Origin of the sequence: Yoonia sp. R2-816, from assembly GCF_046762905.1 — a bacterium.
Classification (GTDB): domain Bacteria; phylum Pseudomonadota; class Alphaproteobacteria; order Rhodobacterales; family Rhodobacteraceae; genus Yoonia.
In genome coordinates this window covers 121093-136697 of record NZ_JBKQXN010000207.1, presented here as the reverse complement: position 1 = coordinate 136697, position 15605 = coordinate 121093, and the positions used below count along the sequence as shown (strand labels likewise).

Annotated in this window: 13 protein-coding genes and 1 tRNA gene; 13 read left to right on the top strand and 1 reads right to left on the bottom strand. The window is 58.7% G+C overall.

The window, feature by feature from the left end; all coding sequences use genetic code 11:
- Window positions 1–11 precede the first annotated feature (11 nt).
- The 12 genes from acuI (at window position 12) to ACFWW2_RS12910 (ending at window position 14068) form a co-directional block, all read left to right on the top strand.
- The gene (gene acuI / locus ACFWW2_RS12965) at window positions 12–995 is read left to right on the top strand and encodes an acryloyl-CoA reductase (RefSeq protein WP_393928498.1); all 984 of its coding nucleotides are present in this window, start codon (window positions 12–14) and stop codon (window positions 993–995) included.
- Between the two features lie 219 nt (window positions 996–1214).
- Window positions 1215–3089, top strand: coding sequence for a BCCT family transporter (locus ACFWW2_RS12960; RefSeq protein WP_393928497.1), 1875 nt, complete (start codon window positions 1215–1217; stop codon window positions 3087–3089).
- Window positions 3090–3225: 136 nt separating this feature from the next.
- The gene (locus ACFWW2_RS12955) at window positions 3226–4443 is read left to right on the top strand and encodes an aminotransferase class V-fold PLP-dependent enzyme (protein ID WP_393928496.1); all 1218 of its coding nucleotides are present in this window, start codon (window positions 3226–3228) and stop codon (window positions 4441–4443) included.
- Between the two features lie 33 nt (window positions 4444–4476).
- Window positions 4477–5895 (top strand): cryptochrome/photolyase family protein, encoded by a 1419-nt coding sequence (locus ACFWW2_RS12950; protein WP_393928495.1) that lies wholly within the window; start codon window positions 4477–4479, stop codon window positions 5893–5895.
- 125 nt (window positions 5896–6020) lie between these two features.
- Complete coding sequence (locus ACFWW2_RS12945) at window positions 6021–7229, top strand: class I SAM-dependent methyltransferase (RefSeq protein ID WP_393928494.1); 1209 nt, start codon at window positions 6021–6023, stop codon at window positions 7227–7229.
- A gap of 37 nt (window positions 7230–7266) precedes the next feature.
- Window positions 7267–7707, top strand: coding sequence for a TrgA family protein (locus ACFWW2_RS12940; RefSeq protein ID WP_393928493.1), 441 nt, complete (start codon window positions 7267–7269; stop codon window positions 7705–7707).
- Window positions 7708–7710: 3 nt separating this feature from the next.
- Window positions 7711–8826: a gamma-glutamylcyclotransferase gene (locus ACFWW2_RS12935; RefSeq protein WP_393928492.1), complete on the top strand. Its 1116-nt coding sequence runs from the start codon at window positions 7711–7713 to the stop codon at window positions 8824–8826.
- Window positions 8827–8907: 81 nt separating this feature from the next.
- Window positions 8908–9939, top strand: coding sequence for a cysteine synthase A (locus tag ACFWW2_RS12930; RefSeq protein ID WP_393928491.1), 1032 nt, complete (start codon window positions 8908–8910; stop codon window positions 9937–9939).
- Window positions 9936–12338: a DUF3772 domain-containing protein gene (locus ACFWW2_RS12925; protein ID WP_393928490.1), complete on the top strand. Its 2403-nt coding sequence runs from the start codon at window positions 9936–9938 to the stop codon at window positions 12336–12338. Before ACFWW2_RS12930 ends, ACFWW2_RS12925 begins: the two co-directional genes overlap by 4 nt.
- Entirely contained in the window at window positions 12335–13051 is a 717-nt protein-coding gene (locus ACFWW2_RS12920; RefSeq protein WP_393928489.1) for an alanyl-tRNA editing protein, read from the top strand. Before ACFWW2_RS12925 ends, ACFWW2_RS12920 begins: the two co-directional genes overlap by 4 nt.
- A gap of 4 nt (window positions 13052–13055) precedes the next feature.
- Window positions 13056–13703 (top strand): M35 family metallo-endopeptidase, encoded by a 648-nt coding sequence (locus ACFWW2_RS12915; RefSeq protein ID WP_393928488.1) that lies wholly within the window; start codon window positions 13056–13058, stop codon window positions 13701–13703.
- Window positions 13704–13705: 2 nt separating this feature from the next.
- Window positions 13706–14068, top strand: a complete 363-nt coding sequence (locus ACFWW2_RS12910) for a hypothetical protein (RefSeq protein ID WP_393928487.1) — start codon at window positions 13706–13708, stop codon at window positions 14066–14068.
- On the opposite strand, the gene ACFWW2_RS12905 is transcribed toward ACFWW2_RS12910, so the two are convergent.
- Entirely contained in the window at window positions 14065–15210 is a 1146-nt protein-coding gene (locus ACFWW2_RS12905) for an AI-2E family transporter (protein WP_393928486.1), read from the bottom strand. The genes ACFWW2_RS12910 and ACFWW2_RS12905 overlap by 4 nt on opposite strands.
- Window positions 15211–15338: 128 nt before the next feature.
- Here ACFWW2_RS12905 and ACFWW2_RS12900 point away from each other — a divergent pair.
- A tRNA-Ser gene (locus ACFWW2_RS12900) sits at window positions 15339–15428 on the top strand.
- The last annotated feature ends 177 nt before the right edge of the window (window positions 15429–15605 follow it).

Below are 15605 nucleotides of genomic sequence, written 5' to 3'. Positions count from 1 at the left end.
GGGAGACGGCGATGTTCAAGGCATTGGTGGTAGAAAAAGACGATGACGGCAAGACCCGCGCCAGCGTGCAGGAGCTGTCGGAGGACCGCCTGCCTGCAGGTGAGGTGACCGTGGCGGTGGAGTATTCCACCGTGAACTACAAGGACGGTTTGTGCATCGGCCCCGGCGGCGGGCTGGTGCGCAACTATCCGCATGTGCCCGGTATTGATTTCGCAGGGACGGTCGAGGCATCCGATGATGATCGTTACAAGCCCGGCGATAAGGTTGTACTGACCGGCTGGCGCGTGGGCGAGGCGCATTGGGGCGGTTATGCGCAGAAGGCCCGGGTCAAGGCCGATTGGCTGGTGCCGCTGCCCGATGGTCTGGATGCCCGGCAGGCGATGGCCGTGGGGACCGCCGGGTTTACTGCGATGCTGGCTGTCATGGCGCTGGAGGATCACGGGATCAAGGATGGGCCGGTGTTGGTGACTGGCGCTGCGGGCGGTGTCGGGTCCGTGGCCACGGCTATTTTGGCCAATCTTGGGTATGAGGTTGCCGGTGTCACCGGGCGGCCTGAAACGGCGGATTATCTGCGGTCGCTGGGTGCCAGCCAGATCGTTGCGCGCGAAGAGATCAACGAGACCACCAAACGCCCGTTGGAGGGCGAGACATGGGCGGGCTGTGTCGATGCCGTGGGGGGGGCAATGCTGGCCCGCGTGTTGGGCCAGATGAAATACGGAGCGTCGGTTGCTGCTGTAGGCCTTGCCGGGGGTGCCGCGCTGCCCGCGACGGTTATTCCGTTCCTGTTGCGGGGCGTGAACCTGCTGGGGATCGACAGTGTGATGCAGCCATATGACAATCGGGTTCGGGCCTGGGCGCGGATCGCAAAGGATCTGCCGATGGACAAGCTGGAAGCGATGATCCGGCCTGCGACGCTGGCTGATCTGCCGCAACTGGGCGCCGACATCCTGAAAGGCCAGGTGAAGGGCCGGGTGGTTGTTGATCTGAACGGCTGACGGGCTGCTTTGTTTCCGGATCTGACCTAAATCGACATCGGAATAGCCGTCCGGGATAATCGTCGCCGGGCGGTTTTTTTGATGTGCGAATGCTGCAATTGCATTGAATATCTTGCACTTGCAGCGTCGGTATTGTGATCGGCACGCCGCAAAAACCGCTTATACTGCTGGGTTTTGTAGGTATAGTTGGTGCATAATAATAGCCAACGGGGAAACAAAATGGCGCTCAAACCACCTTTATCGGACCTTCCGATCAAGACCGCTGACAGCGGTTTTTATCGCGGGTTCAGTGTGAATGTCACGGTGATCAGCAAGATCATCATCAGCATGCTTGTCGTCTGGTGCATTTTTTGGCCGCTTCAGGCTGGCCGAATCCTTGGCGATTGGAACTCTGCCATTCTGGCACAGTTCGCGGCATGGTATATCTGGGTTGTGGCGGCATTTGTCATTGTTTGCCTGGGCCTTGCTATTTGGCCGGCAGGTGGCAGGCTGAACCTGGGTGTCGAAGGAGAGAAGCCGGAATTTTCCAATTTTTCATGGTTCTCGATGATGTTTGGTGCCGGGATCGGGGTTGGCATGCTGACATGGGCCGTGGCGGAACCCGTTGCGCATTTTGGCCAGAACCCGTCAACTATCGCGGGTATCACGACAAGCCTTGGTGAAGATAATGTGCGCACGGCCTATGTGTGGTCCTACATGCATTGGGGGCTGGGTGCCTGGGCATGCTACGCGATTGCAGGTCTTTCGCTTGCGTTCTTCAGCTATCGGCGCGGCTTGCCGCTGACAATCCGGTCGGCGCTGACCCCGCTTTTCGGTAAATCCCTGTCCGGCGTGCTGGGCCACATCATTGATATCGTGGCGGTTGTGGCGACCATTCTGGGTGTGGCGCAGACGCTTGGTTTTGGTGTGGATCAGTTTGTCGCAGGTCTGACCCGGATCGGGATCGATGGTCTGGTGCATGCCGAAGGTGCGCTGAATGCTGATGGCGAAAGTATCGCAGGGACGGTGAACACATTTGGTATTGTCGTGGCGCTCCTCTTCATCATGGGCGCGTCGACACTTTCCGCGCTGTCGGGCGTTGGCAAAGGCATCAAGTGGTTGTCCAACATCAACATGGTTCTGTCGATCATTCTGCTGGGCTTTTTCATCATCTTTGGCGCGACATGGTTTGGGGCATCGGCCTTCTTTGTCGGGATCTGGGATTATCTGATTGCGCTGCCGGGCCTGTCGGTTCAGGTCCATGCGGGCACCGCTCTTGAGGCATTCGTCGCGGCTGCGCCAGCCTCGATTCAGGCCTTGTCGCCCGAGGAAGCGCAGGCGGTTCTGAGTGCTTTGTCTGGTCCGGGTGCCAGTGTCGATAGTGTGACAGCCAAACTGGCCGAAGATTCGATCACGGTTCCGGCCGCTGATCTGGCCGTGGCGTTGGATGCGACACTGAATGACCGCCTGACCACATGGCAGGGCTGGTGGCCGGTATTCTACTGGGCATGGTGGATCGCCTTTGCGCCCTTTGTGGGTCTGTTCCTGGCCCGCATCTCGCGCGGGCGCACGATCCGCGAATTCGTGCTGGGTGCGATGATCGTCCCGTCACTGATGTGCTTTGTCTGGTTTGCATGGGCCGGTGGCACTGCTGTCGATCTGGAGCTGAACGGCGATGCGAATGGTGTGATCCTGAATGCGGGGAATGGCGACAAGATCTTTGCGATGACGGAGTTCATGTTGTCGCCGATCAGCCAGTGGTTGTCATGGGCCATGGCTGTCATGATCGTGGTCTTGCTGATGACGTTCCTTGTCACCTCGGCTGACTCTGCTGTTCTGATCGTCAACACGATCAACGCGGCAGGCGATGAAGGACCCAAGGCGCGCCCACATATCATGTTCTGGGGTGCTGCCTTGGCCCTTGTGGTGGGTGGTTTGCTGATCTCGGGCGGTACGGGGGCGATCCAGACGGCGATGGTCATCGGTGCCTTGCCGTTCTCGATCGTCATGGCGCTGATGTGTATCGCCTTGGTCAAGGCCATCTATAATGATGGCCGCCGAGAGGCTGCAGGCATTCCGACCACTTTTGTGGATGACGCTGTGCCTGCGGAATGACCCTTGCGGGTTGACGATGGTCAGAGCGAACGGCGTGCCTGACCTGTAGAGGAATCGTCGTTCGGAAATTGGGAAAGGCCGTCTGTCACGGGCGGCCTTTCTTGACTCTGCGGTGCAACCGGTTTGATGTGGGTTCATGACATTAGATATTGAATGGGTTCGATCCCAGTTTCCCGCATTTCGCACGCCATCATTGCAAGGACAGGCATTTTTTGAAAACGCAGGCGGCTCATATGCCTGCCAGCAGGTGATTGACCGGCTGCACAGGTTCTATACCGAACGCAAGGTGCAGCCCTATGCCCCTTATGGCGCGTCCCATCTGGGCGGTGAGGAGATGGACGAGGCCCGGTCGCGCCTGGCGGCGATGCTGGGTGTGGCCCCGCATGAGTTATCATTCGGCCCCTCGACCACGCAGAATACCTATGTGCTGGCGCGGGCCGTTCGCCACTGGTTGAGGCCGGGCCAAAGCATCATTGTGACCAATCAAGATCACGAGGCCAATAGTGGCCCGTGGCGCCGCTTGGCCGAAGAGGGTGTGACCATTCGCGAATGGCAGGTCGATCCCGAGACGGGCGAGCTGGCGCTGGATGATTTGACTGCGATGCTGGACGATGATGTGGCGCTGGTGGTGTTTCCACATTGTTCGAATGTGGTCGGTGCCATTAATGATGTGGCCGCGATCACCAAGCTGGCCCATGACGCCGGTGCCCGGGTTTGCGTGGATGGTGTCAGCTATGCCCCGCATGGGCTGCCGGATGTGGGGGCGATGGGGTGTGACGTTTATCTCTTCAGCGCCTACAAGACCTATGGCCCGCATCAGGGATTGATGGTGATCCGCGAAGACTGGGGGATGGAACTGCCCAATCAGGGGCATCATTTCAATGGTGATACGCTTTATAAGCGCTTCACACCTGCTGGACCGGATCATGCGCAGGTGGCTGCAAGCGCCGGTATGGCGGATTATTTTGAGGATATGGCCGCCCATCATGGTGGCGGCGCGGGTGCCGATGCGGCCCGAAAGGCGCATGACCTGATGCGTGCGCATGAGGTGGCGTTACTGCAGCCGCTTCTGGATTATGTCAGCGCCAAGAACTCGGTACGGCTGATTGGTCCAGCCGATGCTGACCGCCGCGCACCGACTGTCGCACTTGCGCTGAAGACGAGCGGGCCGGATGCGGCTGCGGCTTTGGCTAATCTTGGGATCATGGCCAGCGGTGGCGATTTCTATGCCCAACGCCCCTTGCAGGCCTGTGGTGTGGACATGGACAAAGGCGTGCTGCGCGTCAGCTTTGTGCATTACACAACCAAGGGCGAGGTTGACGCGCTGATGACGGCGCTAGATCAGGTTCTGTAGGCAGGCCGCTTTCGTGCCTTGCGCGGAGGTGTTATGAGCAAGTCCCCGATCCTGTTGTGGTTTCGCCGCGATCTGCGGCTTGGCGATCATGCGGCACTGACCGCCGCGTGCAACAGTGGGCGTCCGGTGATCCCGCTGTTCATTCATGACGAAGTTGTTGAGACGCATGGCGCGGCCCCTCGGTTTCGCCTGGGCCTGTCTGTTGCGGATCTGGCGAAATCGCTGAAGGACAAGGGCAGTCGGCTGATCCTGCGCCGCGGCAAGGCGCTGGATGTGCTGCGCGACCTGATCGACGAGACCGGGGCAGGGGCTGTCTATTGGTCCCGGCTTTATGATCCAGACAGCAAGGCGCGCGATATGGATGCAAAAGCGGCGCTGAAGGATGACGGGATTGATGCCAAAAGCTTTGCCGGGCATGTCCTGTTTGAGCCGTGGACCGTCGAGACCAAGACAGGTGGTTTTTACAAGGTATTCACGCCGATGTGGAAATCGGTGCGTGGCAGTGATGTGCCGTCCGCCTTGCCCACACCGGGCAATATACCCGCACCTGATGGCTGGCCAACCTCTGACGATCTGGATGACTGGCAGATGGGCGCGGGAATGCAACGTGGCGCGGATATCTTGCGCACGCATTGCACCTTGGGTGAGACTGCCGCGTCGCACCGTCTGGGCGCATTCATGGCGCACCGCGTGGCGGGTTATCAGAAGAACCGCGACCTTCCAGCGGTGGACGGCACATCGGGCCTGTCCGAGAACCTGACCTATGGCGAGATTAGTCCACGCAGTTGCTGGCATTCGGGTTGGCGGGCTTTGAATGATGGCAAGTCTGATGCCGAAGTGTTCCTGAAAGAGCTGGTCTGGCGCGAGTTCGCCTATCACCTGGCGCATCACACGCCCCGGATTGTCAGTGATAACTGGAAAGAGGATTGGGACGCTTTCCCGTGGAACACCGATGAACGGCTGGCCGAGGTGAAGGCATGGAAACAGGGGCGCACAGGCATTCAGTTCGTCGATGCGGCCATGCGCGAGATGTATGTGACCGGCACGATGCATAACCGGGGGCGGATGATTGTGGCGTCTTACCTGACCAAGCATCTTTTGTGTCACTGGAAGATCGGGATGGATTGGTTTGCCGATTGCCTGATCGATTGGGACCCGTGCAGCAATGCGATGGGCTGGCAATGGTCGGCAGGATCGGGGCCGGATGCGACCCCTTATTTCCGGGTTTTCAATCCGGTCACGCAGCTTGATAAGTTCGACAAAGACCGTGCCTATGCGAAACGGTGGCTGGCGGAACCTTACAAAAATGCATCTGACATTGCCCGCAGCTATTTTGATATGATCCCCAAACAGTGGGGCATGTCGCCGGATGATCGCTATCCCGATCCGATTGTGGCTGTCGATGAGGGGCGCAAACGGGCGCTGGATGCCTACGAAAACCGCAACTTTTAGTGACGCTGGGTCAAGTGGCCAGAAATTTTTGAACGTTTCCCGTGACTTCCACGTATCAAAGGTTAACTTGAGTGAAAGCTGTGCGGGCAGGCACTGTGGCGCGGCAAAGAAGAAACAGGGACGACATGATCATCACCAGTACCGATGGGCAGACGCAACTGCCACGCTATTTCGCGGCAGTGTTCGACAAAATCAAACATATGAAACGCGGGCGTGTGGACATCATCCTGCCGGATGGGCGGCATTTTCGCGCCGAAGGCCCTGACCCGGGTTTTGTTGCCGAGGTCCATGTCCATAACGACGATCTGTTTGCCCGCACCATCCGCGAGGGCGATCTGGGATTTTGCGAAGCCTATATGGACGGATGGTGGTCCACCCCCGATCTGATGGCCTTCATGGATCTGGTTCATGATGATGCCGAGGACATGTATGATGGTTTCCCCGGTCAGTTCCTTGTCAGGTTTTACGAACAGATGCGGTTCTGGATGCAGCGTAATTCCAAGACCCAGGCCAAGAAGAACATCAGCTATCACTATGATCTTGGCAATGAATTCTACAGCCTGTGGCTGGATGACACGATGACCTATTCCTCGGCCAAGTTTGACACCGGTCAGCAAAGCCTGGAGGCTGCCCAGATCGAGAAATACAAGAGCATGGTCGATCAGATGGGCGCACAACCCGGCGATCATGTGCTTGAGATCGGCTGTGGCTGGGGTGGGTTTGCCGAATACGCCGCCAGAGAGCGTGGTCTGAAGGTTACCGGGCTGACCATCAGCCAGGAACAGCATGATTACGCCGTTAACCGCATCGCCAAGGCCGGTTTGTCCGACATGGTCGAGATCAAGATGCAGGATTACCGCGATGAAACCGGTATCTATGACGGCATCGCCAGCATCGAAATGTTCGAGGCGGTGGGCGAAAAATACTGGCCTGTCTACTTTGATACCCTGCGTGAAAGATTGAAACCGGGCAAACACGCAACACTTCAGATCATCACGGTCGAGCATCGCCGCTGGCAAGTTTACAAGCGGGGTGTCGATTTCATCCAGAAATACATCTTCCCCGGTGGCATGCTGCCAAGTCCGGTTATTCTGCGCCAAGAGATTGAAAAGGCTGGATTAAAAGTGGCCCGGTCGATTGAGTTCGGCGAGAGTTACAGCCAGACGCTGCGTCGCTGGCACGAAACCTTCAATGCCAAATGGGACGAGGTTGCCGCCCTTGGCTTTGATGAACGGTTCAAGCGTATGTGGAACTTTTATCTGACCTCTTGCGCGGGCACTTTTCATAGCGGAAACTGCGATGTAACGCAGATTACCGTGACACGCGCCCCATAAAGAAGGCCGTTCGCGGCCCGAATGAGGACGCAGTGACATGCCTACCGCTGGACGCCTTGCCGCCGCCTTGGCCTTTTTCATCTACGGCTGGTATATCCCCCTGCAGGCGACACCGCTTTTTCCAGAAGGAAATCTACCCGGTTATGCCGTACCTTTGTCCATTGTCGTGGGCATACTGGTTGGCTGGATGGTTGTCGGCAGCCGGGCAGGGCGCGGTTATATCGCGGCCATCGGGAACGGGCTGACCGGCGCTGCTGCCTACACCTTGTGGATGGTTTTTCTGATCTCTTTTTATGACATGATCCGCAAATCGCTGCGCCGCCTTTATGATGGCCCGATGGATGCGATCACAGATGTTTTTAACCTGATGCTGAAGTTAGGCACAGACTTTTACGACATCAATTTGATTATCAATGTTGCTGTTGGCGGCATCATATGCGGCCTTATCACAGAGTATTTTGCCAAACGGTATCCGTGACCGATGGATCTGTTCGTCTACGGCACACTGATGTCGGCCACGCTGATGGAGGCGGTGGCGGGGCCGGGCAATCTGGAAGCGCGTAGCGCGACACTGCGGGGTTATCGGCGTCACCCCCTTCGCGACAACGTCGTTCCCTTTATCGTCGCTGATGCCGGTGCGACGACGGACGGCACGCTTTGGACCGATCTGACTGATCAGCAGATCACGCGTCTTGATGTTTATGAACGCGCGTTTGGTTATGAACTGTCGCCCGTCACAGTCGAGGTGGATGGAATGCCGGTGGCCGCGCAGACCTATCTGCCCACAACCCGGAATGCGCCGGGCCCCGGCGATTGGTCGCTGGAGAACTGGGAAGAGGGGCATCTGGCCCCGGCGGTTTTGGCGGCCGCAGAGCTTTTTTCGCACCGACCTCTGCCGGATCACGGCGAATTGCGCGGCATGTGGCCGATGATCGAAAACCGGGCCTGGGCCAAACATCGGGCAGCGGCGGCACCTGCAACCGTGCGGCGTGCGACCGAGCCGGGTGATTTTCAGTTCGTCGCGCAACGCCCGCCATTGGGATCGTTTTATCGCCTGCAAAGCCTCGATATCACGCATCAGCGGTTTGATCGCAAGCAGTCTCATGTTCTGGTTAGAGAGGCGTTTCTGGGTGTCGATGCCGCCATGATACTGCCTTATGACCCGGCGCGGGACAGGGTATTGCTGGTCGAGCAGGCCCGCCTTGGCCCGGCGGCACGTCAGGACCCCAACCCCTGGATGCTGGAGCCTATTGCCGGGATCATCGACGCACGCGAAACACCGCAAGAGGCCGCGCGCCGTGAGATGATCGAAGAGGCAGGTGTTGAACCGCAGGATTTATTGCCTGCAGGTCAGTATTACCCGTCGCCCGGATCATCGACCGACTATTTCTACTGCTTTGTGAGTTTGTGCGATGTGCCCCGCAGCCAAAGCTGGCTGGGTGGGCTGGAGCAGGAAAACGAGGATTTGCGGCTGCATCCGCTGTCATTCGATCAGGCCATGACATTGGCCGAGAGCGGCGAGATCGCAACCGGCCCGCTGCATCATCTGCTCTATTGGCTGGCTTATCATCGGGACCGGCTGCGCGGCATGGAATGATCGCCGCACCGGGTTGCGCGATCTCTTGATGTCGGTCGGACAGGGTCCTACACATATCAGGCGCAATGAAAGGCCCAGCCGATGACAATCCGAACCGATCTTGCCGATGCTGTCGGCAATACCCCCCTGATCAAACTGCGTGCCGCGTCCGAGGCGACGGGCTGCACCATTTTGGGAAAAGCCGAGTTCCTGAACCCCGGGCAATCGGTCAAGGACCGGGCCGCACTTTTCATGATCCGCGATGCCATCGCCAAGGGCACGCTGCGCCCGGGCGGCACGATTGTTGAAGGCACGGCCGGGAACACGGGCATTGGCCTTGCGCTGGTAGGTGCGTCGATGGGGTTCAAGACGGTGATCGTGATCCCGGAAACGCAGAGCCAGGAGAAGAAGGATATGTTGCGACTGGCGGGCGCAAAACTGGTCGAGGTGCCTGCAGCACCCTACCGCAATCCCAACAACTTCGTCCGCTATTCCGAGCGTTTGGCCAATGAATTGAACAAGACGGAGCCGAACGGTGCCATATGGGCCAATCAGTTTGACAATGTCGCCAACCGGCAAGCCCATATCGAAACCACCGGTCCCGAGATCTGGGAGCAGACAAACGGCAAGGTGGATGGTTTCATCTGTGCCTGCGGGTCAGGTGGCACGCTGACTGGTGTGGCGATGGCGCTGCAGGACAAGGGCGTCAAGATGGGCCTTGCCGACCCCGATGGCGCGGCGCTGTATTCCTACTACACCACGGGCGAGTTGAAGATGGAGGGAAGTTCGATTTCGGAAGGGATTGGGCAGGCCCGTATCACCAAGAATCTGGAAGGGCTTAAGCCTGATTTATGTTTTAATATCAGTGATCAAGAGGCCGTTCCTATTGTATTTGATTTGTTGCAAAACGAAGGGCTATGCATGGGCGGGTCAACCGGCGTGAATATCGCCGGAGCGATACGCATGGCGCGCGAGATGGGGCCCGGACATACGATTGTAACGATCCTTTGCGACTATGGTACGCGGTATCAGTCCAAGCTTTATAACCCTGACTTCATGCGCGAAAAAGGATTGCCGGTTCCTGAGTGGCTCGAAGCCCGGATTGATGTGCCGTCGGTGTTCGAAGAGGCATGATCCGCCCTCTTTTCCTTGCAATTGCATTGCTGCTCTGGCCGCTGGCTGTCCATGCGCAGCAGGCGGATACGGCTGGGCCAGCGCCTGCTGAGCAGACAGAGCCTGAGGCCGAGGAAGCGGCACCAACCACCGAAGCTGCGCAAGCAGAGGAGCAGGCCCCTGAAATCGGGACCAGCGATCTGCCATCGGATGAACCTGCTTGGGAAAGACTGGCCTCACGTGCCGAGGATCTGGCGCGTCGTGGCGATGCATCACGGTTTGCAATCAATCGCTTGCGGGCTGAACTGGTGTCATGGCGCGATGAATTCCTGTCGCGCACAACGATTAATGCGGGCCGGATTGCCACGGTGGAAGCGCAGATTGCCGCACTTGGCCCCGCGCCCGAAAGTGGCGAAGAGCCGCCTGCCATCGCGGACCGGCGTGCTGCGCTGCAATCCCAGTTGGATGATCTGACCGCGCCGCGTATTCTGGCCGAAGAAGCTCATGCAAGGGCGAATGGCCTGATTGGGGAATTCGATGCCCAGATCCTGCTGCGCGAAACATCTGAACTGACCAAGCGCGGCCCGTCACCGCTGAACCCGACCCACTTGGCGGCGGCTGGTCTGGCCTTGTGGGATGTGGTTCGGGTGACCAGTTCCGAGGTCGTTGCAGGTTTTCATCAGCAAACGGGTGATGGACGACTGGCAGCCAACTTTCCCCGCGCGGGGTTCTTTCTGGCGCTGGCCATCATATTGCTGGTGTTTGCCCGCCGCTGGGTGACGAATTGGCGTATGCGCGCGGCCCAAGGCGAGGGGCGCCTGTTGCCGCTATGGCTGTTCGTCTTATCCCTTGGGCAGATCATTGTGCCTGTCCTGGGCCTGATCGCCATGACCGCCGGGCTGGAGACGTTGAACGTGTTTGGCCTGCGCAGCGGACATGTTGTTGATGCGCTGCCGGTTGCGGGTTTTCTGGTGGTTTTTGCCTGGTGGCTGAGCCGCCACATCTTTCCGGTGGGCCAAAAACCCGGTTTTCTGGGTCAGGATGCCGCGACCCGTGCTGGCGGTCGCCGTTATGGTATCGCGATTGCCTGGGTTCTGGCGGTTGCCTTGCTGTTTGAGGCGGCATTGCAGACCATTGATACGGCCGAGGCAACACGCGCTGCGATGGTCTGGCCCATTCTGGTCCTGCTGGGCGTTTTGTTGTGGCGTCTTGGCCGCAAGATCAAACGCCTGCCGGAACCGATCGAGGGCGAGACCGTATCGCAAGGCCGCATGCGCAGTATCGTGGGCAAGGTTTGTACCGTGGTGGCCATTGTTGCGCCGGTGATTGCGGCAGTGGGTTATGACAACGCTGGTCGGGCGCTGATGGTGCCTTGGCTGGTCTCGCTCGCGCTGATTGGTGTCATCCTGATCCTGCAGAGGATCGTCAATGATCTGAGCAACACCCGCGCCAAGGATGGGGCCGAGACGACACGTGGGTCGCTGATACCCGTCGTGATCAGTTTTGCGCTTTATCTTGCCAGTCTGCCGATTTTTGCGCTGATCTGGGGCGCGCGCACCGATGATCTGCTGGAAATCTGGACCCGTTTCCGGGAAGGGTTTGCCATCGGCGAAAGCCGGATTTCACCCACCGATTTCCTGACCTTCGCACTGGTTTTTGCGGTCGGTTACCTGTTGACCCGTTTCATTCAGGGCACATTACGCCGATCCGTCCTGCCGCGCACCCGGCTTGATCTGGGCGGGCAGAATGCCATCGTGGCAGGCTTTGGTTATGTGGGGATCATCCTTGCCGCCATCATCGCGATCACAAGTGCGGGCATTGATCTGTCCAATCTGGCGATTGTTGCCGGTGCGCTGTCGGTTGGCATCGGCTTTGGCCTGCAGAACATCGTGTCGAATTTCGTGTCGGGGATCATCCTGCTGATCGAACGCCCGGTCAGCGAAGGCGACTGGATCGAGGTTGGCGGGCAGATGGGCTATGTCCGGTCGATTTCGGTGCGTTCGACCCGGATCGAGACCTTTGACCGCACGGATGTCATTGTACCGAACGCCGATCTGGTGAGCGGGCAGGTGACCAACTGGACCCGCGGCAATCTGGTTGGTCGGGTGATTGTGCCGGTTGGCGTCGCGTATGGGTCGGACGTGGATAAGGTAACCGAAATCCTGAGGGGGATTGCCGAGGCGCATCCCATGGTCGTCATGACGCCACCCCCGTCGGTCCTGTTCGTGGGCTTTGGTGCGGATTCACTGGATTTCGAGATCCGCGCGATCCTGCGTGATGTGAACTATGTCATCGTCACAAGGTCTGAAATGAACCATGAAATCGCCAAGAAGTTCGCCGAAGCCGGGATCGAGATACCGTTTGCGCAGCGCGACATCTGGTTGCGCAATCCCGAAGCGCTGAGGGGAGAGAAGGAATGAGTACGCTTTTGTTTCGTGATGATGCCTATCTGCGCGAGGCACCGGCGACGGTCACAGCGATCACATCGGAAGGGGGGATCGTGCTGGACCAGACTGTTTTCTATCCCACTTCAGGCGGTCAGCCAGGCGATAGCGGCACGTTGTCCTGGCAGGGCCGCAGAATGGAGATCGCGACGACCGTGAAGGGGCAGGGGGATGACGTGCTGCTGCTGCCTGCTGAACCTGCGCCGATGCCCGATGTTGGACAGGTGGTCACACAAAAGCTGAATTGGGATCGCAGATACCGGCATATGCGCGTGCACACCGCGCTGCATCTGTTGTCAGTTGTCATCCCCTTGCCCGTGTCGGGCGGGGCCATCACTGCCGAAAAGGGCCGTCTGGATTTCGATATGCCGGACGCGCCGGAGGATAAGGCCGCACTGGAGGACGATCTGAACCGCCTGATCGCCTGCAACATGCATGTGACCGCCGAGTGGATCAGCGATGCGGAACTGGACGCCCAGCCGGATCTGGTCAAGACGATGTCCGTCCAACCGCCGCGCGGCACTGGCAAAATCCGCCTGATCCGTATCGGGGTCGGACCTGAGACCGCCGATCTGCAACCTTGCGGCGGCACCCATGTCGCCAATACCGAAGAGATCGGTAAGGTGCGATTGGGCAAGATCGAAAAGAAGGGCCGCCAGAACAGGCGCGTCTATCTGCATCTGGAGTAGCGGTATGAAGTTCGCGATCATCCTTGGCTTTATGCTGACGTGCGGTGCTCCGGCGGTGTGGGCTGAAAACTACCTGGGTTGCGACAAGGACGAGGTGCGCATCATCAACGATGCCATGCGCAACGCCAAGGATCTGACGCTGAAGGCGGCCAGTACGGTGGGCGACACTCCTGAATATGAACGCTGGTTCGGGACTTTTTCCCAAGGCAACGCGGAAGCTGTGCGCGCGACGCTGAAATCGGTGGTTTCGGCCATACGGGGCGGGGGTGTGACCGCCCAATGCGATGCGGTTGGTGTCGAAGGCTGCGATGCGGGCACCTATGCCTGGGTGTATGCGGGTCAGCCCTACCGGATGTATCTGTGCCCGCCGTTTTTCAACCTGCCCCCGCTGACCGCCCTGGAGCCGGGAACACGGCGCAGTGATAACGGGACCCGTGAAGGTACGCTGGTGCATGAGCTGACCCATTTCAACCGGATCGCCGGGACCGAGGATTATTGCTATTCCCGCAGCGAATGCGCCGAAATGGCGGAGCGGAACCCGCGCCGCGCTGTCGATAACGCGGACAGCTATCAGTATTTCACCGAAGACGTGACTTATTACGCCCGCCAGCCGGTTGCCGGCAAACCGCCTGCGGCTGATCGGGAGAACTGAGCGTGTTTCGCATCGTCAGCATCGTTTCGGCAATTCTGAGTCTCGCGCTTTTCCCGCTATTGCTGCTGAACAGCGGGTTTTATGTGCAGTCTTATGGCGTTGCGGCGGATGCCGGGGCTGATTTTCTGGGTCGTCGTGCCTCGCCCATGTTTCTGGGGCTGGCTGTGTTGCTCTGGATGGGGCGGGGGACCGGGGCCGGTGCTGCGCGGGATGCGATCTGCTATGGTATGGCTGCCATGTGGGCGGGCATTGCCGCCACGGGCATTTATGAGTTTTCGGTCGGCACCGCACAACCGATGATCGTCGCCGCAGCGGCACTGGAACTTGTACTGGCCATCGGGTTTCTGATCGGTCGCAGGCGCTAGTCTGGCCGGACATCCTGACCAAACAAATCCCGTTCAATTGGCTGATCGAGCATCTTTTCGGATTCGGGCAAGCCTTCGCGGGATAGCAGAATAGCAAAGGGGCGCAGGTCTGGGACATGGCTGCACACAACCAGAAGCATCACCATGATAGGAACCGATAGGAACATACCCGGGATACCCCAGACCGCCCCCCAGAACGCAAGCGACAGGATAATCCCGAAGGATGACAGGCGCAGGGCACGCCCCATCAGCATGGGGTCGATAATACTGCCATTTACGAATTGGATCACCCCGGCGCTGGCAAAAATGGCAAGCGTGATGGTCGGATCGCCCAGCTGGACATGGGCAATCAGTGCGATCAGCGCTGTCGCCACAATCGACCCGATATTCGGGATGAAATTCAGAACAAAGGTGATGATCCCGATGGACACAGCCAGTTCCAGCCCGAAAGCGCTCGCCAGCACATAGATCATGGCGCCGGTGATGGCGCTGATGACGGTCTTGACCAGCAGGTAGTAGTTCACCCGATGGATAATCGACTGGATGATCTTGCCGACCCGTTCGGCCTGCGCCTGATCCCCAACGAAATTGTGCAGTTTGGTCTGGAACCAGATGCGTTCCGCGAACAGGAAGCCGACAAAGAGGATGACCAGAACCGTCGCCTGCGTCATACCGCTGGCCTGACTGGCGGCAGTACGCAGATAGCTTGAAATATCTATGGATCGCAGGGCATTCTGGATCGCCAACTGGCTGTCTTCGCCCAGCCAGCTGAACAAGGACGCCACCGCAGATGGGGCGCGTTCGGTATAGGACAAGGTGGTGACCAGCACGGTGTTGACCTGCGCCAGGAGGATCGACGTCAGCGAAATCAGGGCTGTGGCGATCAGCACCATGGCCGCGATACTGGCCAGTACGTTCGGGATCCGGAATGGCCCGATCCGCAACCTCGCGATGGAATTGATCACATCGCTGGTCAGGCTGAAGAGGATGATTGCGGTAGCCAGCGAAATCAGGATGAACCGGGCCTGCACCAGCAGGAACAGCACAACCGCAAATGCAATGATCACCAGCGCACCTGTCTGCAGGCGGGTTGCGTCATACCGCTTGTCCGTCGGGCTGGTCTTGGGTGGATCGTGCAACATCTGGGCTTACTCGTTTCCTGTCATCCCTCGGTTATAGGGCGTGGTTTGCCACAGAGTAAACGCCGGTCACAAACATATGTGCGGGGGTCTTGCAAAAGGGTGGCGGTTGAGGCTAAACCGCACGCCACGGACAGGTGGCCGAGTGGTCGAAGGCGCACGCCTGGAAAGTGTGTAGGCGGGAGACCGTCTCCAGGGTTCGAATCCCTGTCTGTCCGCCATTGCTTCTTTTTATGCACCGAAACCTGCAAAGGCTATAAAGTACAAAGTAGTTTTTGGGTTCGAAATCCTCTTTTCGGTAGTAGTTCAGGCGCTCCTCAACTCCAACTTGATCTCGTGTCCAAAGGGTTTTCCGGTTCATGGTTTTTTTGCGCCAACCAGTTCTTCGGATGTAACCA